This window comes from Salegentibacter salarius (genome assembly GCF_900168265.1).
GTDB lineage: Bacteria > Bacteroidota > Bacteroidia > Flavobacteriales > Flavobacteriaceae > Salegentibacter > Salegentibacter salarius.
On record NZ_FVZF01000009.1, the window covers coordinates 48,170 to 69,579 of the forward strand.

The 21,410-nt window shown below is 35.9% G+C and carries 21 protein-coding genes; 6 read left to right on the top strand and 15 right to left on the bottom strand.

Features of this window, described 5'->3' with window-relative positions:
• Positions 1-103 precede the first annotated feature (103 nt).
• The gene (locus B5440_RS06880; protein ID WP_070055500.1) at positions 104-1,357 is read left to right on the top strand and encodes a glycosyltransferase; all 1,254 of its coding nucleotides are present in this window, start codon (positions 104-106) and stop codon (positions 1,355-1,357) included.
• 174 nt (positions 1,358-1,531) lie between these two features.
• Here the strand turns inward: B5440_RS06880 and B5440_RS06885 are convergent, their stop codons facing one another.
• Entirely contained in the window at positions 1,532-2,869 is a 1,338-nt protein-coding gene (locus tag B5440_RS06885) for an aspartate kinase (RefSeq protein ID WP_070055499.1), read from the bottom strand.
• Positions 2,870-3,012: 143 nt separating this feature from the next.
• Between B5440_RS06885 and B5440_RS06890 the strand changes: the two genes are divergently transcribed.
• Entirely contained in the window at positions 3,013-3,657 is a 645-nt protein-coding gene (locus B5440_RS06890; RefSeq protein WP_070055498.1) for a hypothetical protein, read from the top strand.
• 69 nt (positions 3,658-3,726) lie between these two features.
• On the opposite strand, the gene B5440_RS15615 is transcribed toward B5440_RS06890, so the two are convergent.
• Together B5440_RS15615 and B5440_RS06895 are read right to left on the bottom strand one after the other, a co-directional pair.
• Positions 3,727-3,882 carry a hypothetical protein gene (locus B5440_RS15615; protein ID WP_176728225.1) on the bottom strand — a complete coding sequence of 52 codons (156 nt, stop codon included), beginning with the start codon at positions 3,880-3,882 and terminating at the stop codon, positions 3,727-3,729.
• Between the two features lie 62 nt (positions 3,883-3,944).
• Entirely contained in the window at positions 3,945-4,823 is an 879-nt protein-coding gene (locus B5440_RS06895) for an NHL repeat-containing protein (protein WP_141728154.1), read from the bottom strand.
• A 150-nt stretch (positions 4,824-4,973) separates the two neighbouring features.
• Between B5440_RS06895 and B5440_RS15810 the strand changes: the two genes are divergently transcribed.
• Positions 4,974-5,105 carry a hypothetical protein gene (locus tag B5440_RS15810; protein ID WP_262506398.1) on the top strand — a complete coding sequence of 44 codons (132 nt, stop codon included), beginning with the start codon at positions 4,974-4,976 and terminating at the stop codon, positions 5,103-5,105.
• Here B5440_RS15810 and B5440_RS06900 read toward each other — a convergent pair whose 3' ends face one another.
• Genes B5440_RS06900 through B5440_RS06910 form a run of 3 tightly spaced genes read right to left on the bottom strand, consistent with a single transcriptional unit; the run spans position 5,106 to position 8,123 of the window.
• Positions 5,106-6,173 carry a transporter substrate-binding domain-containing protein gene (locus B5440_RS06900; RefSeq protein WP_070055543.1) on the bottom strand — a complete coding sequence of 356 codons (1,068 nt, stop codon included), beginning with the start codon at positions 6,171-6,173 and terminating at the stop codon, positions 5,106-5,108.
• 2 nt (positions 6,174-6,175) lie between these two features.
• Positions 6,176-6,631: a 3D domain-containing protein gene (locus B5440_RS06905; protein WP_070055496.1), complete on the bottom strand. Its 456-nt coding sequence runs from the start codon at positions 6,629-6,631 to the stop codon at positions 6,176-6,178.
• Positions 6,632-6,656: 25 nt separating this feature from the next.
• Complete coding sequence (locus B5440_RS06910; RefSeq protein WP_070055495.1) at positions 6,657-8,123, bottom strand: Gfo/Idh/MocA family protein; 1,467 nt, start codon at positions 8,121-8,123, stop codon at positions 6,657-6,659.
• A 288-nt stretch (positions 8,124-8,411) separates the two neighbouring features.
• Here B5440_RS06910 and B5440_RS06915 point away from each other — a divergent pair, with 288 nt between their 5' ends.
• Both B5440_RS06915 and B5440_RS06920 read left to right on the top strand, forming a co-directional pair.
• A complete protein-coding gene (locus B5440_RS06915) occupies positions 8,412-8,843 on the top strand; it encodes an FKBP-type peptidyl-prolyl cis-trans isomerase (protein WP_057483060.1) in 432 nt (143 codons plus the stop codon).
• Positions 8,844-9,087: 244 nt separating this feature from the next.
• Positions 9,088-9,501, top strand: a complete 414-nt coding sequence (locus tag B5440_RS06920; protein WP_070055542.1) for an OsmC family protein — start codon at positions 9,088-9,090, stop codon at positions 9,499-9,501.
• A 168-nt stretch (positions 9,502-9,669) separates the two neighbouring features.
• On the opposite strand, the gene B5440_RS06925 is transcribed toward B5440_RS06920, so the two are convergent.
• Genes B5440_RS06925 through B5440_RS06935 form a run of 3 tightly spaced genes read right to left on the bottom strand, consistent with a single transcriptional unit; the run spans position 9,670 to position 13,039 of the window.
• Entirely contained in the window at positions 9,670-10,368 is a 699-nt protein-coding gene (locus B5440_RS06925) for an N-formylglutamate amidohydrolase (protein ID WP_070055494.1), read from the bottom strand.
• On the bottom strand, positions 10,365-11,585 hold the full coding sequence (locus B5440_RS06930; protein WP_070055493.1) for a glutamate-cysteine ligase family protein: 1,221 nt from the start codon (positions 11,583-11,585) through the stop codon (positions 10,365-10,367). Before B5440_RS06930 ends, B5440_RS06925 begins: the two co-directional genes overlap by 4 nt.
• A 2-nt stretch (positions 11,586-11,587) precedes the next feature.
• Positions 11,588-13,039: a RimK family protein gene (locus B5440_RS06935; protein ID WP_070055492.1), complete on the bottom strand. Its 1,452-nt coding sequence runs from the start codon at positions 13,037-13,039 to the stop codon at positions 11,588-11,590.
• A 163-nt stretch (positions 13,040-13,202) separates the two neighbouring features.
• On the opposite strand from B5440_RS06935, the gene B5440_RS06940 reads away from it, so the two are divergent.
• The gene (locus tag B5440_RS06940; protein ID WP_070055491.1) at positions 13,203-14,492 is read left to right on the top strand and encodes a dipeptidase; all 1,290 of its coding nucleotides are present in this window, start codon (positions 13,203-13,205) and stop codon (positions 14,490-14,492) included.
• Positions 14,493-14,572: 80 nt separating this feature from the next.
• Here B5440_RS06940 and B5440_RS06945 read toward each other — a convergent pair whose 3' ends face one another.
• From B5440_RS06945 to B5440_RS06970, 6 genes are all read right to left on the bottom strand, one after another.
• Positions 14,573-15,121: a type 1 glutamine amidotransferase domain-containing protein gene (locus B5440_RS06945; RefSeq protein ID WP_057483253.1), complete on the bottom strand. Its 549-nt coding sequence runs from the start codon at positions 15,119-15,121 to the stop codon at positions 14,573-14,575.
• Positions 15,122-15,251: 130 nt separating this feature from the next.
• Complete coding sequence (locus tag B5440_RS06950) at positions 15,252-16,262, bottom strand: YihY/virulence factor BrkB family protein (RefSeq protein ID WP_070055490.1); 1,011 nt, start codon at positions 16,260-16,262, stop codon at positions 15,252-15,254.
• On the bottom strand, positions 16,259-16,783 hold the full coding sequence (locus tag B5440_RS06955; RefSeq protein WP_070055489.1) for a DinB family protein: 525 nt from the start codon (positions 16,781-16,783) through the stop codon (positions 16,259-16,261). Before B5440_RS06955 ends, B5440_RS06950 begins: the two co-directional genes overlap by 4 nt.
• A gap of 1 nt (position 16,784) precedes the next feature.
• Positions 16,785-19,358 (bottom strand): phosphoenolpyruvate carboxylase, encoded by a 2,574-nt coding sequence (locus B5440_RS06960; RefSeq protein WP_070055541.1) that lies wholly within the window; start codon positions 19,356-19,358, stop codon positions 16,785-16,787.
• A gap of 95 nt (positions 19,359-19,453) precedes the next feature.
• Positions 19,454-19,933, bottom strand: a complete 480-nt coding sequence (locus B5440_RS06965; RefSeq protein ID WP_037314044.1) for an Lrp/AsnC family transcriptional regulator — start codon at positions 19,931-19,933, stop codon at positions 19,454-19,456.
• A 75-nt stretch (positions 19,934-20,008) separates the two neighbouring features.
• The gene (locus B5440_RS06970) at positions 20,009-21,172 is read right to left on the bottom strand and encodes a M14 family metallopeptidase (RefSeq protein ID WP_070055488.1); all 1,164 of its coding nucleotides are present in this window, start codon (positions 21,170-21,172) and stop codon (positions 20,009-20,011) included.
• Between the last annotated feature and the right edge of the window lie 238 nt (positions 21,173-21,410).

Genomic DNA, 21,410 nt, shown 5'->3' on the forward strand with positions numbered 1-21,410 from the left:
GTATTTTTGAAAAAAAATTATGCCGCGTCTACTCGATAATCGAGATTTAAATGTTCGCAGTTCTGAAGCCAAATTAGAATTTTAACTAGTCTCTGAATTTCTCATGAGCTTACCCAAAAGTCGTCTACTTGTTATTGGTTGTGTATGGCCCGAACCTAATTCTTCCGCCGCCGGTAGCCGTATGCTGCAATTACTGGAATTTTTTCTTGCTGAAAATTATAAGATCACTTTTGTAACTACTGCGGCCAGAAGCGAATTCGCTATAGATCTGGAAAAGATGAATATTGCTTCTGAAGTGATTAAAATGAATCATCCTTCTTTTGATGAATTATTAAAAAATATTCAACCAGATTTGGTGCTTTTTGATCGCTTTATGACTGAAGAGCAATTTGGCTGGAGAGTAGATGAAACCTGTCCACAAGCCATCAAAATTCTAGACACAGAAGACCTTCACTTTTTACGAAAAACCAGAATAGGAGCTTTTAAAAAGAATATACCTGCAGAAGATCTTTATTTTGATGCCGAAATCACTAAAAGAGAGATCGCGAGTATTTACCGTTGTGATCTTAGTCTCATCATTTCAGAAGTTGAAATAAAATTACTGCAAGAGGAATTTAAAATAAGTTCTAAACTTCTGCATTATCTTCCTTTCCAGCTGGAACCCATTTCCGAAGAAGAAAAAATAAACCTTCCAGGATTCGAACAGCGTAATAATTTTATAAGTATTGGTAATTTTCTTCACGAACCCAACTGGAATGCCGTTCTATACCTAAAAGAAGAAATTTGGCCTTTAATAAGACAGGAATTACCCGGGGCGAAACTTTATATTTACGGTGCTTATCCCTCCCAGAAGGTCTGGAACCTTCATAACGAAAAAGAAGGTTTTATCGTAAAAGGCCGGGCTGAAAATGCTGAAGCTGTAATGCGAAATGCAAAAGTTTGTCTCGCACCAATAAGATTTGGCGCCGGTTTAAAAGGAAAACTCATTCAAGCAATGCAATGCGGCACACCTGCAGTAACTACCTCAGTGGGAGCTGAAGGAATTCCAGGAGAGTTAGCCTGGAACAGATTTATCACCAACGATCCGAAAGAATTTGCAAAAAAGGCCGTGAGTTTATATACCGAAGAAAATCTTTGGAAAGATGCAGTAGAAAATGGATTTAAAATTATTAATTCAAGATTTAACAAGACCGAACATCAACAGGAATTTTCTAAAAAGTTAACTGAGCTTATTCAGAATATAAGTGTTTATAGAAGAGAGAATTTTGTGGGTAAAATGCTACAACATCATCAGCATAAAAGCACTTATTTTATGGCTAAATTCATAGAAGAAAAGGAGAAAAGTAAACTACTTTAAAGCAAGCTCACTAAGCATTATAATTGAAAAATATAATTTGATTTCGAGGCATCCCGACTCTTCGGGATGGAGCATTTAATCTCTATTATCGAGTAAAAAAACCGCCGGTTAAAATTAGCCTACCGGCGGTTTTCACTACACAAAAGGAACAGTCTCCTGTTCACAAACAGAAAATCAAACAAATTGAGGCATTATTCTTTCCTCAAATAATTTTCGGTTTAGACCCTGCAAGGTCTGCACCTTATTTTTAGTATCTACCAACAGAGAAATATTGTTATTGCTACCTCCATAAGAGATCATTCTCACAGAAATATCATTTAGTAACTCAAATAAGCGACTGGTGCTTTTATCTTCAATAAGACCTTCGCCCACAATACAAATAATACTATGTTCTTTCTCTACGGTAATCTCACCGTAGTCGTTTAATTCTTCCAGGATCTCATTTAAATTCCTATCGTCGTCTATGGTTAGGGAAATCGCAATTTCTGAAGTAGTAATCATATCAATTGCGGTTTCATATTTATCAAAGACTTCAAATATCTTTTTAAGAAAACCGTGGGCCATCAACATTCTATTAGATTTGATCTTAATTGCGGTAATCCCATCTTTAGCTGAAATCGCTTTAAGTCCACGAGAATGGATCTCTGCGGAAATTCTTGTTCCCGGAAGATCGGGTGTAAATGTATTTTTTAAGAATAACGGAATTTGCTTTTTTATAACCGGAGAAATAGTTTGTGGATGCAGAATCTTAGCACCAAAATAAGCCAGCTCTGAAGCCTCTTCAAAACTTAACTCTGCTATAGCGTGCGTATTTTCAACATATCTTGGATCGTTATTATGAAAACCATCAATATCAGTCCAGATCTGGACTTCTTCTGCTTGTACCGCTGCAGCCAGAATAGTTGCGCTATAATCGCTACCACCTCTTTTTAGCGTGCTAATTGAGTGCTGTGCATCTATTCTAACAAAACCCTGAGTAATATAAATTTCTGACGCTTCAAGGTTTTCTATGCTTTTTTGAAAAAGCTTTCCTACTAAATTTGTATCCGGATTTTCAAGGTTTGAAACCTGCATAAATTCCTTGGCATCCAGAAAATTATTCTGAATTCCTGAATTAGTTAGAAAAGTAGAGAAAATGTATGTGAGCATGGTTTCGCCCGTGGTGACCACTTCAGCATAAACTCTTTCTGAATAATTACTTTTACAAATCTCCTTTAAATTGTTAAGTACGTTATTTACAAAGTTCTTCGCCTGGGCGTTTGGATCAGGTTCATTTATAAGTGCGTCGATGGTATTTTCATGCTTGTCTTTTAATTCAGCAATAATATGAGCTATTGCTGAATGATCTTCAGCCTTAATAAGTTCAGTGATCACCACCAATTTATTCGTTACCCCGGCCATTGCAGAAAGAACAAGAACTTTCTTCCCTTCCCTGGATGCTAAAATATTTTTTACATTCCTGATACTCTCCACAGAGCCTACAGATGTTCCACCAAACTTTAATACTTTCATCGCTAATTCTTTTCTTAATTATTTCAGTTTGTAACTTATTGGGTTACTAAAATAACTCTGTGCATAATTAGAATTTAAGCTTCCTTCGACAAAAAATATCTCTCAATTTATATACATTTGCACAAAATGTACAATATTTAACAATGAAGACGATAACTACTTGCGTTCACGATATTATAAGGCACCAACCATTCTTAGATGATGCGATTGCACGTGATATTATAAATTTTAGTGGACTTGCAGAAGATATCCAGCCCCAGGTGGAAAAAGAAATGAGAAAATCGGTAAAGCAGGGTTCTATTATTATGGCTTTACGCCGTTACGCGCCGCATAGGACGAAAATAAATATGCAACATTTAAGGGAGCTGGGAGATATTGTAGTTAGATCTGGAATTACAGAATACACTTTTCTAAATTCCAATACAATTATCGCTAATAAAGCCCGCTTGTTGGATGCAGTAAAGAATCAAACCGGGGTTTACCTTAACTATTCAAGTAACTACCAGGAAAGTAATATTCTAGTATCTTCCAGTCTTACTAACCTGGTTGAAGATTGTTTTAGAAGCGAAAGGCGCGTTTCTATAAAAGAAGAACTCTCTTCGATAACCATTGCCCTTCCTAAAAACAGTTCGCAGTTTGTAGGGCTTTATTTTTATCTTTTCAAATTGCTGGCTTATGAAGGTATTCCAATATTTGAAATGATCTCTACCTCAAATTATTTCGCGCTCTTTTTAGAAAAAGAATATGTAAACCAGGCATTTCTGCTGATTAACGAGATAAAAAAGTAGTACCTAGAACTAAGAATAAACTTGGCTCAGAAACAAGTTCAGGATGATGCCTGGAATATTCCGGGTTAATTACCACAATTCGAAGTAAAACCCGGATATCGCCACGCCAATAATCAAAATAATAAGTACGGTGATGATAAAGCCAATTCCAAAATTGGTTTTCTTATTTTCTTTTAGGATATAATCTTTAGACTCTTTATCGTCTTTGTCTTTCTTTAGTTGCATTTGATTGGTTTTGCCTCAAAAATAAAATTTCAGAAATATGAAATTGATAACAATTTCTTAAATTATTGCAACTGGTACCACCAAACAGCGTTTTGATGATTCATTGGTAGCACTAATTGATCTTTTTCAACATCAAAAAAGATGTCTCCTGCGCTTTTTTCTGAAGTTAAGACTTCTGTTATTTCACCATCTTTCTTTATAAGATGGATTTTTCCTGTAGCCCAGTCTGAAATATAAAATGCATCTTCACCAACCGGTTGTACTCCATCCAAATTTCCAATTCCTTCTTTTGATATTTTTTCGATTTCACGAGTGTCCATGTCTATTTTCAGAAAATTACCATCGTTATTTTCTCCCCAGGCAGCTGCGTAAAGATGATCTTTTTGCGCAAAAAGTCCGTTTACATATTCTAATCTCGTGCTATCCAAATATTCGATTATTTCGCCTTTTTTATCTTCAGGGACCATCATATTTGCTGAATCGCCCGGCATTAAATAAATAGCACTTTTCCCTGAATCTGAAATAAAAATATTCCCAACGGCATCAACGGTGATATCGTTTAATGATTTTGAGCCTTCTACCTGGATTCTTCGAAGTATTTTTGAATCTGCAATACTGATCTCAATAAGTTCAGTATTATTGGTCACATAAACTTTATCGTCTTTTATCAGCAAACCCTTTGGATCTTTTAAGCCATCTATCCATTTTAGCTCTATAATTTCACCTTCAGCAGAAACCCTGGAGATAAATCCATCGCCTTCTTCCCTATCGGCCATATTCGAAATATAATATTCGTTTTTATCTTGATTAAAAACCACCGATTCCGGATGACTGAAACCTTCAACTTTTTTAATCAATGTAGCCGAAGTGCTTTGTGCATAAAGTCCGCTGCATATCATTAAGCTTAGTAAAAGCAATTTGAATGTATTTGTTTTCATCATATTTAAATTTTGGTTTTCATAAAGATACAAAATTGGAAGTTTTAGAGTTTTTAAGGTTTACCCGTAAATGCTGCTAAATATTTGCTAATTCTAAAATTCAAAATGGCTTTTCAACTAAATTAGTATTGACTTAACCTAAAAACATCCTTTATGAAAAGTATTTTCAGGGCTATTTTAGCCGGTTGGGGCGCCAAAAAGCTGGGCGGTGGTTGTGGTTGTTTTGGAATAATCGTGGTATTTATAATCCTCTGGATAATTCTTGGTTATCTGGGATTGGGTTAATTATTCGTATTTGCTCATTATACTATTCCACTCCATTGTTTTTAAAACGCCAATAAGGACAGGATTAATCTCGTCTACTAAATCTGAATTCTTCGGAAAACTATAGCCGTAATAATCCTTTTTAAGAGTTTTAGGAAGAACTTCTATTTCATCTTCCAGGCCGCTTCTCTTGATTTCATAGCGTAAAATAGGTTCATCGTAAACAAAAATTTTGGTTTCTTCGTTTTTCAGCAAGGCTATACCTTCCTTTTCATCAATCACTTCATTATGCTCTATATTATAAAGGTTTAGTAGCTCTTGCGCGCTACTACTTTCTACACTAGTTACTTCAAATTTAGAAAGATCCTGTACCGAACTTATTTCATCGTTCATAGTTTGCACGGTTAAGGATGAAGCGATTCCTGCGGTTAAACTGGAAATAATTATGATAGCCATAAACATCCAAATAAGCGCTATTACACGTCCTCCGGTTGTTCTGGGTGACTTATCTCCATAGCCAACTGTGGTCATAGTTACAGCACTCCACCAAAAACCCTGAAGAATCCCACGAGAACCTGTTCCAAATTCTTCGGCATTCTTTTTTCTTTCAAAAACCCATACCAGGAATCCGAAAATAAAGATCACCGCCAGTAAAATTAAAATCGCCGAAATAAAATTCCAGCTAAATAAATTTCCTAAATAACTAAAGATTTGCGACTCACTTCTTTTGGCCACACCGGTATTCGATATAAAATATGGCTGGGAAAAATCCATTCGCTTCATTCTATTATCGGTAACGGTTACCGGATTAATACTGAAGTCTACTTCGTTGTTTTCTATTCCGCTCAAAAGCTCAGCCAGCGAGCCATATTCTTTAAATTCATAATCTAAATTCATTTTTTCATTGATCAATTCCCAGGAATCAATGCTTAAACCGGCATATTCGCCATTTTCTTCCATCACAAAGGGTGGAGTGGGCGTAACTCCAATCACCATTTTTTTGGATAGATCCAGGCTATCTGGCGATTGCTGCGCATTAAAACTTAAACTTGAAATTAGAAGGCTGAATAGAAAAAAATATTTTTTCATCATTAAGAATTTTTGTTTTGCGTTTTGTTATTATTTGAAATTGAATCGCGTGGAACCTCATAATATATCTTTAATTTCTTACGACCAAATTTCCTGGCTTTTTTGACGTCCTCACCCATATAGATATCAATTTTATTTTTCCATCTATAATGCATTTTATCTTTAACTCGAAAAACCCCTTCAAAACCTTCTATTTTAACCGGCGTGTCGTGATCTAAACCTTTTTTTATTAGATCTCGGGAAACTGCAATAGCTTTTAGTCCGGGTTTTAGAGTATCTCCCCAGGCAGTTATATTAGCACCGCCGGCACCCGTTTGCCAACTCACCGAGTTATATGCTGAAGCAGAAACTTCTAAGGTATCCCAAACTGTGGGTGATTCGGAATTTTTATTATTAAAATTACAAGCTGAAAAGCTGAAGTAAAAAATTACCAGATACACAATTACTCCAACTTTCATAACTTATATTTTTTTAATTATTATTCTAGCTCAGCTTCCAACCATCCCGGTATTCTCTGCGTACAAATTGATTAGCATCGTCGAAATTAGTTACCCGCATATTTTCTGAATCCCAAAGCATTTTTATATCACGCCCAGGATAATTATAGTATACGTCTCCATTAGCACGCTTTTGTTCATTTCTTACATCGTAACCTCTAATAGCCAGGTTAGCAATCAAAAGCGTTTCAGTTAATGGTCCTGCAATTTCAAAAGGAGAACTCAAGTCTTTTTTCCCGTAGCCCGCGATCGCTCCTTCTACCCATTGTGCATAATGCCCTTCTTCTCCGCCGGGCACGCGATCATATTTTTCGGTTACATTAACTTCATCGGTTTTTGAAGTTGGTAATAAACGTGGATTTCTACCATAAGTGCCACACATCATTTTTCCTTTATCCCCAATAAATAAAACGCCGTTGCCACCATCGCCGAAAGTTTCATTTGGGCCAAGTTCTTCCGGTCTCTTTGGTTTAATTCCGCCGTCCATCCAATGCAAAGTTACATCTTCACTGGTTTTTTCGGTTTTAGGGAAAGTCATTACCGCATGACTTGATGGCGGACAACTTTCAGGGAAATATCCTCTTTTAAATTCATCTACATAAACACTTCCCACACTACACTGAACATCTTTAGGATGGCCCAGGCCTAAAACACGATATGGTGCTTCAATTAAATGGCAGCCCATATCGCCAAGTGCCCCGGTACCATAATCCCACCAGCCACGCCAGTTAAAAGGAACCAGGCCTTCTATATAGTTTTTATAAGGAGCGGTATTCAACCATAAATCCCAGTCTAAACCTTCAGGAACGGCGGTTGTTTTGCCTTTTGGCCAGGGAATTCCCTGTGGCCAAACGGGGCGATCTGTCCACACATAAACGGTATGCACTTTTCCTATTAGATCGGCGTCGTACCATTCACGCATTTTTCTAACTCCGTCGCCAGAAGCTCCCTGGTTTCCCATTTGGGTAACCACTTGATATTTTTCTGCAGCTTCAGTTAGTTGCCTGGCTTCATAAATATCGTGTGTTAAAGGCTTTTGAACATAAACCGGTTTCCCTAGTTCCATAGCGGCCAGTGCCTGTACAGCATGGCCATGATCTGGAGTTGAAATAGAAACGGCATCTATATTTTTTGCTTCTTTTTCTAACATTTCCCGGTAATCGGTATAAAACTTCGCTTTTGGAAATCGAGCTATAGAATTTGCAGCTCTTCTTTTATCTACATCACATAAAAAACCAATATCGGCCTTTCCAGACTGATAAAAACTATTGATATCACTCTCACCTTTTCCTCCTACTCCAATTCCGGCAACCACCAATTTATCACTAGGTGCTAAAAACCCGGGGCCACCCATAACGTGCCTGGGAATAATACTAATTCCGGCAGTAGCCAATGCTGTGGTTTTCAAAAAACTTCTTCTGGAATTTGATTTTGGGGCGTGCTTTTCTTTCATCTTTTCGGAATATTTAATTGTAGTAGATTAGGTTTTACGCTATAATTTTCTAAAAGTTAAGTTAATAAATGTATTTACTTATTACCGAAATTCCAATTTTAATATTAAGCCTTTGTCTTTCAACGCCTAGCATTGAAAAAAAATATACTAATCGAAATGTTAATGTTTTTTTAAGGTTTAGGGATTATAACTGCTACAATTTGGAAGCGAATCTAATAACTGTACCTTTGCAATCTTTAACGGGTAGCATATTAAGAATGCCCATTATAATTTTTGAAAAACAACATTATGAGTCAAGTAAAAGCAAATGACACGGTAAAGGTACATTACACAGGTAAACTAGCTGACGGGCAGGTTTTTGACAGCTCTGTAGAAAGAGGTGAGCCTATAGAGTTTACAATGGGACAGGGACAACTAATTCCTGGTTTCGAAAAAGGCCTTATCGATATGGAAGTGAACGAAAAGAAAACCATAAATATTCCTAAAGAAGAAGCTTACGGAGAGCCGAGAGAAGAGCTTGTACAAGAAGTACAAAAAAGCCAGCTTCCGGAAGAAATTAAGCCGGAAGTAGGAATGGGACTTGTTTCTAAAAGCCCTGACGGTCAGGAAATGAACCTTGTGGTTAAAGATGTAAAAGAAGACACTATTGTGGTAGATGGAAATCACCCACTAGCAGGAAAAGACCTGGTATTTGATCTTGAAGTTGTAGAGATCAAGTAAGTTTTTATAACGTATATACAAAAGCCCGAAGCCTCCTGGTTTCGGGCTTTTTTGTTTTATAATTGGAAAAATTTAATATAAGGAAATCGAAAATGTTTCTTTCAAGACAATTTTTTGAATTTCTGAATAATCCATAAATAATAAAAGCTCGATTATAGGGTAAGGTTTGGGTTAAGGTTTTGATAATAATTTTAGTTTGCCTTTTATGATTCCTATCTTAGAGTCAAATCAAAAAATTAGTATTATGAAAAGAAATGGAACCGCAATTTGGAAAGGTAATCTTAAAGAAGGTAAAGGAACAATTAGCACCCAAAGTGGTGTTCTAGATAAAACGCAATACTCTTTTAAAACCAGGTTTGAAGATGGTAAAGGCACCAATCCTGAAGAACTTATAGGCGCTGCACATTCGGGATGTTTTACGATGCAGCTTTCGGCAAATCTTACTGAAGAAGGTTTTGAACCGGATGAATTGGAAACTAAATCTGAAATCACTTTTGAAGATGGCGCCGTGAAAAAGTCGCACTTAATTTTAAAAGCAAAAGTAAAAAATATAGAGAAAGTGCAGTTTGAAAAAATAGCCAATGATGCTAAGGAAAACTGTCCAATCTCTAAATTACTGGATACTGAAATTACATTAGAATCTGAATTGATTCAATAAGGTTTTGAAAAAATCTTAAAAGAAGGTAAAAAAGAATTATAGGAGGTTGGCTAAAACGTGTACATCTCGTCATTCTGAATTTATTTCAGAATCTAAGTTAAGGATGATCAAATCATGTTAGAAGCTGAAACAAGTTCAGCTTGACGAAATAAACTTTTAGACAACCTCTTACTTATTAAAAGCTAACGCATATTCCTCTTTTAAAGCTAGAAATACTTGCTCCTTAAGAGCTGAGTTCATTTTGTTATTATTCACAAATTTCTGGTTTACTTCCAATTCAATTCCCATATAATTTTCAGGAAATCTATTTCGTAAATAGGTAGTAAATCCATCTGCTTTTCCCAAATAAGGGTAATTAAACCTGATTTTTAAATCGGGATTTTGATCCTTTAAATTTCGTTTAAAATTTATACAGAATTCCTTTTCGCCAATCCTTGAAGGATCATAAAGTAGCCCAATATCTGTATTTCTAATCTCTTCGTTTAAATTTGGAGTAAAAGTGTGCACCGAAAAATGTAGCACCTTCTCTCCTTTTTCGATTAAGCTTGAAATTTGCTTTTCTATCGAATTTCGATAAGGAAAATAGTATTCGTCTAAAAGCTTAGTTTTCGAAGTTTTAGAGAGGTTTTTAGTGAATTCGGAAAATAAATTAGAATGACCTTTAGATCTATTTACTTCTACTAGCAAACGTCCCGTTTCATGAAAAGATGAAAAATCGGCTAAGTCCTTCAGCTCATTAAACAAATCTAAGGCACCGGGATCATAGCCACGATGAGATTCCAGAGTTTCCCTGGCATTACTAAATAAATCCTGATATTCCTGCGGAATAGTATTGAAAGCGTGCTCGCAGGTTAGAATAAGTTTCACGGATTAAAGAATTTATTTTCTTCCAGGCAATCTGCTAGCTCAAAATAGGTTTTTCTGATATTTTCTTCTGAAAAATCATTTCCCACTGCTTTTAAAATTCGGGTAGAAAGACTCCCATTGTTCAATAAAAATTTGATACTCTGCTGGTGTTTTTCCGCGATGTTTCTTTTTACTTTTGAAAATAAAATACGCCAAATTTTTTTCACTTCTATCGTTTGTGAAAGTCCAAAAATCTTGAGGTAGTTCTTATTACTGATTTTAGTATTTTCAGCATCTTTAATTATGGCATCAAAAATCTCAAAAAGCTCATTTTCGTGCCATTTTTTCTGATCTTTTGTAGAGATCAATTCTTCACTAACCAGCAGCTTTAAACATTCTATGATAAAAATGGCAATCGCCAAATCTGCTTTGGGACATTCCTGAACATCTATAACACGAATTTCTATAGCATTCCTGTCAAATCGTGCAATAGCTCCACGGGAATTCAAAAAGTGATGGTCCAGGATATTTTCGGTATCGTGAGGTTTTATTGCTTTATTGATCGGTTCAAAAATAGTTTTGTAATAATCGTCTTTAGAAAAAACCTGCTCCGGAATTACCTTTCCAGTCATTTGCGGAATTTCCTTTTGGTTGGTCTTATATACCTGCATCCTGGCATCTTTAAAACCGGTATCTTTTCCTTCAAAAATAGGAGAACTGGCACTTAATGCCGGGATAATAGGTAAAAGTAAACGAACCGCAGCATGTAATTTTTCAAATTCTGCATCATTAAAAAACGGAAGGTTAATATGCATACTTTGCACATTGCTCCAACCGTGGCCGCTGCAATCAAAAATTCTGTTGTAAAGTGAATAAATCTTACTGGAACTATGCTTCCATAATTGGGTTTCAGTTTCAGGATTCATTAAAGGATGTGCCGCCGAAGGTAAAAGCATGGTATTTTTTTTCTTCAGCAAAAGATTTACTTCCTTTATATTTTCAGCAAAAAGCAGATCTAAGTTTTCTATATCTCCGGTTGGACCATTCGTTTTAAGTTCTACTACATGCGCTACCAGCTCGTTGCTCCATTCAATTTTACCGTTTTCGATATCTGAAGTGATTTCGCCATTTTTACTAATAAAAAGCTGATCTACGATTGGATTCACTTTGAAGCTAAACGTATTGATAAGCATATATTCCAGTTCAATTCCAAAAACTTCAAAAAGATGATATTTCATAATTACTTCTTTTCTAATCGTTCTTTTAATGCCGAAATAATGTCGATATAAACCTGATCGCCATAGTACCCGTCTTCTACGCCAAAATCGATGTTCGGATTATCATTTATTTCAATCACAAGCGGCTTTCCTCCTACTTCTTTGATATCTATCCCGTATAGTCCTTTTCCCATTAATTTAGCCGATTTTAATGCGGCTTCCAATATTTTCTTCGGAACCTTTTCTATAGGTAAACAATCGGCATTTCCGTCCTGGTCGTCTTTCACTTTTGCGTCCCAGTTGTAGATCTGCCAGTGGCCTTTGGCCATATAATATCGGCAGGCATAAAAAGGTTTATTGTCTAAAATTCCTATTCTCCAGTCATATTCAGAAGGAGAAAATTCCTGGGCAATAACAAGTTCAGATTTTTTAAGCATCGTGGTAACCAACTCCTGATATTCAGCAGGTGTTGTAGCCTTCTTTACTCCGAAAGAAAAAGTAGAATCCGGAGATTTTAAAACCACCGGCAGTCCTGTAATTTCCAAAACCTTATCTATATTTTCTTTATGAACTATCAATGTTTTTGGTGTAGGAATATTGGCATTCTCCAATGCTTCGGCCATAAAAACCTTGTTGCAACATTTAAGAATGGCATCGGGATAATCTACAATGGCGATGCCTTCCTGCTGGGCTTTCCTGGCAAACGCATAGGCTTCATTATTCACTTCGGTACTTTGACGAATAAACAATGCATCAAAAGCCGATAAACGTGAGAGATCTTTTGGAGAAATTATTTCTACATAGAAGTTCATCTTTTCAGCGATCTCCACAAATTTCTTTAATGCTTTAGCATTACTTGGTGGAGCAGGATCTTCGGGTTGTACTAAAATTGCCAGATCAAATTCAGCAGTATTGGCTCGCGGAGTATCGTAGCGCTTTTTAGCAAAATATTGGGCTGCAAACACATACATGCTTTCCAAATGTTCTTGCGGAATTTCAGCTTCAGAAATCGCTTTAATACTTTTAATATTCCATTTCGTGGTGAAATTGAATTTTACACGTAAGAACGGGATCTGAAAATGTCGATGAAACATCGCACTCAGCTCCTTATATTTTTGCGCCACATTTTGACCAAAATAAATACTTAGGGTAAATTCCTGAGATTTAATTCCCTTTAAGCTGGTTTGCATTAGATCGTCAAACTCCTCAGAAACTATTTTCACCAACTTTGGTTCTCTAAGATCCACAATATTTTTTACCGTTGGAATCGCCAAATGACCTCGAGCTTCGGCTAAAAGTGATACGTAATATCCTTTAGACTGGTAAGAATAATCTTTACATAAATTAAAGATCCTCGCGTTTTTAATCCTGGCAAATTCGGGGTTGGTGAGATAGGACTGCGCTGAAATAATCTCTATGTTATCCAGTGATAACTTCCACTTTTCAGGCTTATTAACTATAATATATTTGTTCATGGAATAATTGAAAATTCTATCAAATGTAGTCGAAAATCAAATACCTGTAAATAAATTTTGACTTGATTTTTGGATCAATATTCACCAAAACTGTGTATTCAATTTAATTCTTTAATTTTTATTAGTAATTTCAGGGCTTCACTAAAATTGAAATACACTATATATGAAATTAAAACTTTTTAGCCTTATCCTATTATTTACGGGAACACTGGCATTTGCTCAACAAAATAGCGATGAAGCTCTGTTGAAAAAAGCCAAAGAAATTCACGAGAATATCATTACCATAGATACGCACGCCGATATTAATATCAATAATTTCACAGAAGACAGGAATTACACCATGGACCTGGGAAACCAGGTTACCCTTCCTAAAATGGAAGCCGGCGGACTTGATGTTGCCTGGTTTATTGTGTATACCGGACAGGATGAACTTACCGACGAAGCCTTCACAGATGCCTACGAAAATGCGATGAGTAAGTTTGATGCAATCCATAAACTGGTAGAAGACTTTGCCCCGGAACAAATAGGATTAGCCACCAACTCTCAGGAAGTACGCAAATTAGTTTCTGAAGGTAAAAAAGTTGCGATGATTGGGGTTGAAAATGGCTATTCTATAGGACTTGATGTCGAAAATGTAGAGAAATTCTATAATCTTGGCGCCAGGTATATGTCCCTTTCTCACCAGGGTCACAGCCAATTAAGTGATTCTAACACCGGTGAAGAAAATGACGAATGGTTACATAACGGACTTAGCAATTTAGGAAAAGAAGTAATTGCAGAAATGAATCGCCTGGGAATGATGATAGATGTTTCGCATCCTTCTAAAAAAGCTATCAAACAGATGTTCGAACTTTCAAAAGCACCGCTAATTGCTTCCCACTCTTCTGCACGCGAGCTTTGTAATCACAGTCGTAATTTAGATGATGAGCTTTTAATGTTATTTAAAGAACATGGTGGGGTTGTACAAACGGTTGCCTTTAGCGCATATGTAAATACTGAAAAGGATAAAGCATTCTCCGAAGCAAGTGAAAAAGTTTATGAAGAAAAAGCTGCCGAAATGAATTTTGAAATTCTTCCACGAGATACTGTTAGAGCTATGAGTAATACTGAAAGAAATACTTATTATGCAGATTATCAAAAAGTGAGAAATGCAGCGTCTCCAGACATTGAGTTACTAAAAGAAGAAATCGAACCTGTAGGAGTTTCAGACTTTGTAGACCATATAGATTATATGGTAGATTTAATAGGGATTGAGCACGTGGGTATAAGCTCAGATTTTGATGGCGGTGGCGGCATAGATGGCTGGGAAGATGCCTCAGAAACTTTAAATATTACCAAAGAATTAGTAAAAAGAGGTTATACCGAAGAGGAAATAGCCAAACTTTGGGGTGAGAATTTACTTAGAGTGATGGATGAAGTTGATACAGTAGCTGCCGAACTTCAGAAAGCATAAATTCTAAAGTTTAAAAATTAAAAAGCCTGTCCGGTAAATTTACCAGACAGGCTTTTTAATTCTAATATCTCAATTTAAGATTATGCGTGTTGCAGATCGTGTTTTCCTTCTTTAATCTCTTCGATCATTTTAGCATTAAATGCCGGAAGATCGTCAGGATTTCTTGAAGTCACAAAGGCTTCATCTACAACTACTTCTTTATCTACCCAAAGGGCTCCTGCGTTTTCCAGGTCTTTTTTGATAGAGTTAAAAGAAGTCATTGTTCTGCCTTCTACAACTTCTGCATTAATTAACGTCCAGGCTGCGTGGCATATAGCGCCTACAGGCTTACTTTGCTTAAAGAAGTCGCGTACAAATACAAGTACATCTTCGTTTCTTCTTAATTGATCTGGGTTAATCACTCCACCGGGAAGTACCAAAGCATTATATTCTTTAGCGCTTACCTCATTTATGGTGCGATCTACATCTATTTCTCCAGACCAGTTAGTACCTTCCCAGCCTTTGATTTTTCCTTTTTCCAGGCTTATAACATCTACTTTAAAGCCTTCATTTTCTAAAGCCTCTTTCGGAGAAAATAATTCACTTTTTTCAAATCCGTTAGTGGCTAATATTGCGATTCTCTTTTCCATAATTCTATCTTCTTTTTTGGTTTATACAAAGATAAAATGCGTGTAGAGGACAGTGTGCTAAGAACATTATAAAAGAAAAGTAGGTTAAAGTTAAACTTTATTAATTCTCTTAAAAGTTTATAAAATCAAGCTATTTCTTCTTCCTGGATTTCTGATTCTTACCCCTATTTTTCTCCCAGTCCATATTATTTTTAAGCGTATCTATTATTTCTTTTTCTTCTTCCAGTTGTGTACGCTTTTCCTGCAGTTTTTCCAGTTCCTGGTAAATTGCAGGTTCACCATATTTATTGGGCACTACCCTTTCATTTTTCAGCAGGGCATATTGCACAGTAAACTCGGCTCCAAAAAATAAAATCAAGCAGGTGTAATAAACCCAAAGTAAAATAAGCACTACCGAAGAAGCACCACCATAAACCGAAGCCGGTTCACTTTGTCCAAAATAAAAACTTATAAGGGCTTCTCCCAGCAAAAATAAGATGGTGGTAACTGCAGCTCCCAAATAAGTGATTTTCCAACGTAATTTAATATCGGGCAGTAATTTAAAAATAGCTGCAAATAAAGTTGTGATCACCAGAAAGGAAATACTAAAATTGGCAACCTCTACCATAAATTCGGTAATGTTTGGAGCATATTGTTCTATCTCATCTTTTAAAACCCGAATTAGAGCAGAAATAACCAGGGATAGCAAAAGCAAAAGCCCTATAACCATTACCATTCCAAAAGAGATCAACCTATCTAGCAGCATTCTTAGGAAATCGGTTCGCTTTGCGGCAACATTCCAAATATTATTCATCGCCATTTTAAGCTGAAAAAACACTCCGGTAGCACCAAAAAGCAACATTCCTATACCAAATATAATGGCCCAGGTAGACTCTGTGGCCAGGGCGGCGCTGGCAATCATATTTTCTATAGCATTTGCAGGTTCCTCCCCTACAAAACCGCTAATTTCTGAAGTTAATCTTCCCTGCACCGCTTCCTGCTCAAAGAAATATCCTGCCAGGGTTACTACTATTATCAGCAAAGATGGTAAAGAGAACAACGCGTAATAAGCAATAGTAGCGCTTCGTGCGTATGGTTCATTCTTGATCCAGCTTAAGTAGGCCTGTTTAAAAAGCGACCATGCAGTTTTAAAAAACTTCATATAATATTATAATTCTCTTTAAAGAGTTCAATATGATGTTTGGTATGCCCTGCGGAAATAAAACCTAAGGCACGGCAACTTGTAGAGCTGCCACTTACAAATCCTTTGCGTACCAACATTTCTTCTGAAAAACTCTGATAAAGAGATATTCCCGAATCTCTAACTGCTCCAAATTCCTTTTTAAGAGATTTTAAAGTTCTATTTTTGGATGAACTCATAGGAACATAGGCATCGTGATCAAAACCGGGTAATTTAATTCCGGGCTCTCTTGCCAGGGTAAGTGATCTATATTGAAAAATTCTTTCCACATCTATAAGATGCTGAATTACTTCGGCTACGGTCCATTTACCTTCTGCATAGCTATAAGTTAGGTCTTCAGGCTTTATCTTATCCAGTAAACGAAGAAATTCTTCCTTATTTTCCAGAAGTAAAATCCCCAGCTCTAAATTGCCGGGGATTTTTTGTAAATACCTGTCGTAGTACGCATTGTACTCATCAGAATTTAAACTGTTTGCTATCATATTAAGCTGAATTTCTACTTGCGTTTATATTTCCGTAAAGGGAACGCGTTACCATCTTCTCGTAAACCTCCAGCATTTTCTCTGCACTTTTACCTTGCTCCTGCAATTCCTGCACTTTTCTAAGTGCATGCTGCTGTATGGTTAACAAAGGTAAGACAATGCGCTCGCGTGCCTGAATGGAAGCTTTTCCGGCAGGCTGGTTTTCCATAAGCTCAGCATAACCGGTTACTTTAAGTAACATGGCATGGGTACGCTTATATTCAGCATAAATGATCTTCCAAAATTCACCAAATTCTTTATCCTTCTCCATATAATTGGTAAGGGCAAAGAAAGATTTTGTAAGGCTCATCATAGAATTCTCCAGTAAAGTTTTAAAGAAAACCGAATTGTTATAAAGATGTTTTACCTTTTCAAATTCGCCTGCTTCTTCGTACTTCTCCAAAGCTGTTCCTACTCCAAAAAATCCTGGAACATTTTGTTTTAACTGGCTCCAGCTTCCAACAAATGGAATTGCCCTAAGATCGTCTAAATTAAGTTTAGCCGATTTATTTCTTTTAGAAGGGCGACTACCAATATTGGTTTTAGAGTAGTATTTAAGCGTACTCATTTTCTCCAAATATGGAATAAACTTTTCGTGCTGCTTAAAGTCTGTATATGTTTTATAACTTATTTCAGCCAGGTTCGTCATTGTCTCCCGGTCTTCATTGGTTAACTGGTTTTTATCCTGACTAAAAATTTCATTAGAAACCCCTGAACTTAACAATTGCTCCAGGTTATATCTACAAGAATCCCGGGTTCCAAAATTAGAACTAATGGTTTGTCCCTGTACGGTTAATTGAATTTCTTCATTTTCAATACCGGATCCTAAAGATGCGTAGAACTGGTGAGTTTTACCTCCACCACGTGCCGGTGGTCCTCCTCTACCATCAAAAAATACGACTTTAATTCCGTGTCTTCTGGAAACCTCTGTAAGCATTTCTTTGGCTTTATAGATACTCCAGTTGGCCATTAAATATCCACCATCTTTAGTACCATCACTAAAACCGAGCATAATTGTTTGCTTATCTCCTCTTCTTTTTAAATGTTCACGGTAAACAGGATTGTTATATAAAGTCTCCATGACATTTGGAGAAGCTTTTAAATCGGGAACGGTTTCAAAGAGCGGGATAATATCTACTGTTGGTTTCTTCCATCCACATAGTTTTAAGAAGGCAAAAGGCTCTAAAATACTTTGTGGCACTTCACTATGGCTAATTATATATCTATTGGCTCCATTCTCCCCATTTTTCTTCTGAATTTCCTGCATCGCATAAATAGAAGAAAGCGTAGATTTTGTTATTCCATCTTCATACTTATCAGGATCTATCTTCCCTTCAGCTTTTGTTAGGATTTCAATTTGTTCTTCATTAGAAAGTGAAGCATAGTCTTTTGGAAATATTTCTGGGTGACTACTAATTACTTCCTCTAAAACTTCAGCGTGTTTTCCGGAATCCTGACGAATGTCTAGCGTGGCAAAATGATAGCCGAAAATATTTACCTTATTGATCAAATCGTTAATCTCTTCAACAAATAAACCCTGGTGTTTCTTTTCAACTATATCTTTGATCTGGTAGAGTTTAGATTTAAAGTCTTCAAGTGACATTTTAATCTTTCCAGTCTTGGAAATTGCACTTTGATACAGCGGAGTTTCCATTTCAGAAATAATCACATCTACTTCATTAAAGGTCACTCTTCTTTTAAGTGCTCGAAGGTCCCGGTAATAATTCAGTAAAATTGTACTTCTTAATCTTTGGGCTACTTTCAAGGTAATTTCTGTAGTCACAAACGGGTTTCCATCACGGTCTCCCCCTGGCCAGAATCCTAAATTAATAACCTGGTTGCCTATGTCTTCACCATCAAAAATATTCTGCTGAATATAATTATAAATCTTACTTACACTTTGATAAAATACATTTTCAAAATACCAGATAAGGCTTACGGCCTCATCATAAGGAGTAGGTTTTTCTTTTTTGAAAAATGGTGTTTTTCCAAGTTGCGCTAAAAGCTTTTTGATAAGGGTGATATCATTTTTCTGAACAGCCTTATCTAAATCGGTTATAATTCCCAAAACTGCACCCGGGTAGAATTGTGTAGGGTGGGCAGTTAAAGTTGGTCTTACATTAAAACGTTTAAGATATTCACGAAGTTGTGGTACTTTATCTTTAGCTTCGGCTTCTTCCTTAACGTTTCTAAGTGTACCACGACCATCCATATTATTCACTGTAGTAAAAGACGCATCTTCAATAGCATCAAAAAGCACTACCTGTCTTTCAATATACTGAATGAATCTGAAAAGTAAACTGATCTGGTCTTCTTCTGAAGGATCATCCTGATATTTACTGAAGAAATTTTCAATAATTTCTGAAGGGTTTTTGTTATCCTTAAAGCCCGCTTCGCAAATTTCCTGAAAAAGAGGCAGCAGCGATCCTGTTTTACTAATATCGTCAAAAGGCAGCGTTAAAAATATACTGTTATAAACCTGATATTTTGAAAGTACGCTCTCATTAAAACGTTCTAGTTTTGGTTCTCTGTGCATAATAAATTTTAGTTGATTAAGATTAAATTTAAAGTTATAAAAAAACCCTTTAAACACGTAAGCCTAAAGGGTTTTTATAATAAGTTTAGGATTGCTTACATGTCCTGAAAGATAGAGTGCATTAAGCGTTTTTTATCGTTTAAGCTCTCTTCTAAAGAAATCATGGTTTCTGTTCTGTAAACTCCTTCAATATCGTCTAACTGAAAGATTACTTCTTTAGCGTGTTGTGTATTGCGCGCTCTAATCTTACAGAATACATTAAATTTACCTGTAGTAACGTGGGCTACAGTTACAAACGGAATTTCGTTAATACGCTCTAATACAAATTTTGTTTGCGAGGTATTCTTTAGGAATACGCCTACGTAGGCGATAAACGCATAACCTAATTTTTTATAATCAAGGGTTAGTGAAGAACCTTTAATGATTCCTGCTTCCTCCATTTTCTTTACACGCACATGCACGGTTCCAGCTGATATTAATAGCTTTTTCGCGATATCGGTAAATGGAGTCCTTGTATTCTCAATTAACATATCGAGAATCTGGTGATCTGTTTCGTCTAATTTAAACTTGGCCATTTTTTAAACTTCTTTATTTATATGAAATTCAAAATTAATACAAAATCCTTGAATTATTACTAAGGTTTTTGAGAATTATTCACATTTAAGAGGTAATTCCACACCATTTAAGACTATTTTATTAACTATAACGTTTTCGGTGAGCATATTTTCATCGTTAATTTCAATTTTTTTATTCTCACAAAATATTTCTTTATGTGCGAACTTCTTAATTTTAGGTGCTATTTTTTCAATTTCCGGGAAAAAGGCCAATTTTCCATCTTTTATCATTTCTTTATATTGAATAGCAATATCCACTACTCCATTTTCAGAATTAGCGTCCCTCAAAATAATATCGTTAAACAATTTTTCATTTTCAGGAATTTCCTGGTATTTCTGATAATCTATTTGCTCAAAATTCTTTTCGCTAATCGATTTTAAAACAGAAATAAGGGCTAAAAACACATATTTCCTGGTTTCTTCCCGCTCATAATCACCCGGAAAATGACCTGCCTCAAAAAGAATGGTAGGTGTTTGTGTACTTTGAAAGGTATCTCCGGTACAATTTATATTAAATCCATCATCATATCTTCCTATTCTTCCCGGTAACAAATCAGCAAGATCCTGGGCTATTTTAGCGATAAGCTGCATGCTTTGAATACGGGAAGGGAAGATTTGCCGGTCTTTATCCATGGAAGGCGTTAAAAACGACAGTACCGCCGGTTCAGGATTATTGCCAGCACTAAATATAGTGCGTTGATCATGCAGATTAAGACAGAAATCTGGATTGAAATTCTTGAAAACCTGGCTAAGAATTCTGCTTTCCGGCTGACTTAAATCCTGTGCATCCCGGTTTAAATCTATTTTATTAGCGTTTACGCGAGTGTAAGCCTCGGCTCCGTCGGGATTCAACATCGGGATAACACAAAGACTGCAGTTACTTAAAATAGATTCTAATAAAGGTTCTTCATTATGTAGACTTATATAATTAAAGAGATCAAAAATGGCCTTTGTGGTGGTAGATTCATTTCCGTGCATTTGTGACCAGGCAAGAATTTTAAGTGAGCCATTCCCAAATTGAATACTATGAATAGGTTTTCCTAAAACCGATGCTCCAATTTCTTTTAGCGAAAATTCCTCTCCTAATTTATCCAGTAAAACTTGAATGTCTTTTTGCTGGATATACCGCCCTGAAATTTTTTGGTTTTTGAATGAATTATAATCTTCAAAAAGCGATTTAATAAATCCTGTTTTTTCCATGTTTACAAAAGTAAACAATACAAATTTCACAATTGTAAACAGCAGAATTTACTTTTGTTAGTTACAAGTGTAAACACCGCTGAGTTACTATTAACTTCCAAATTGGAATAAATCCTAGACTCTTATTTTAAATATTTAAGTTATTTATTTTTAGTTATTTAAAACTAAACAACTAAAGTTTAACTTTATGTATATTTAATTAATTACAATTGTAATTTGGTGGCTACTCAGGGTTTGA

Coding starts and splice junctions, on each gene's coding strand:
- B5440_RS06880 (WP_070055500.1), top strand. CDS start 104: ATGAGCTTACCCAAAAGTCGTCTACTTGTTATTGGTTGTGTATGGCCC.
- B5440_RS06885 (WP_070055499.1), bottom strand. CDS start 2,869: ATGAAAGTATTAAAGTTTGGTGGAACATCTGTAGGCTCTGTGGAGAGT.
- B5440_RS06890 (WP_070055498.1), top strand. CDS start 3,013: ATGAAGACGATAACTACTTGCGTTCACGATATTATAAGGCACCAACCA.
- B5440_RS15615 (WP_176728225.1), bottom strand. CDS start 3,882: ATGCAACTAAAGAAAGACAAAGACGATAAAGAGTCTAAAGATTATATC.
- B5440_RS06895 (WP_141728154.1), bottom strand. CDS start 4,823: ATGATGAAAACAAATACATTCAAATTGCTTTTACTAAGCTTAATGATA.
- B5440_RS15810 (WP_262506398.1), top strand. CDS start 4,974: ATGAAAAGTATTTTCAGGGCTATTTTAGCCGGTTGGGGCGCCAAAAAG.
- B5440_RS06900 (WP_070055543.1), bottom strand. CDS start 6,173: ATGAAAAAATATTTTTTTCTATTCAGCCTTCTAATTTCAAGTTTAAGT.
- B5440_RS06905 (WP_070055496.1), bottom strand. CDS start 6,631: ATGAAAGTTGGAGTAATTGTGTATCTGGTAATTTTTTACTTCAGCTTT.
- B5440_RS06910 (WP_070055495.1), bottom strand. CDS start 8,123: ATGAAAGAAAAGCACGCCCCAAAATCAAATTCCAGAAGAAGTTTTTTG.
- B5440_RS06915 (WP_057483060.1), top strand. CDS start 8,412: ATGAGTCAAGTAAAAGCAAATGACACGGTAAAGGTACATTACACAGGT.
- B5440_RS06920 (WP_070055542.1), top strand. CDS start 9,088: ATGAAAAGAAATGGAACCGCAATTTGGAAAGGTAATCTTAAAGAAGGT.
- B5440_RS06930 (WP_070055493.1), bottom strand. CDS start 11,585: ATGAAATATCATCTTTTTGAAGTTTTTGGAATTGAACTGGAATATATG.
- B5440_RS06935 (WP_070055492.1), bottom strand. CDS start 13,039: ATGAACAAATATATTATAGTTAATAAGCCTGAAAAGTGGAAGTTATCA.
- B5440_RS06940 (WP_070055491.1), top strand. CDS start 13,203: ATGAAATTAAAACTTTTTAGCCTTATCCTATTATTTACGGGAACACTG.
- B5440_RS06945 (WP_057483253.1), bottom strand. CDS start 15,121: ATGGAAAAGAGAATCGCAATATTAGCCACTAACGGATTTGAAAAAAGT.
- B5440_RS06950 (WP_070055490.1), bottom strand. CDS start 16,262: ATGAAGTTTTTTAAAACTGCATGGTCGCTTTTTAAACAGGCCTACTTA.
- B5440_RS06955 (WP_070055489.1), bottom strand. CDS start 16,783: ATGATAGCAAACAGTTTAAATTCTGATGAGTACAATGCGTACTACGAC.
- B5440_RS06960 (WP_070055541.1), bottom strand. CDS start 19,358: ATGCACAGAGAACCAAAACTAGAACGTTTTAATGAGAGCGTACTTTCA.
- B5440_RS06965 (WP_037314044.1), bottom strand. CDS start 19,933: ATGGCCAAGTTTAAATTAGACGAAACAGATCACCAGATTCTCGATATG.
- B5440_RS06970 (WP_070055488.1), bottom strand. CDS start 21,172: ATGGAAAAAACAGGATTTATTAAATCGCTTTTTGAAGATTATAATTCA.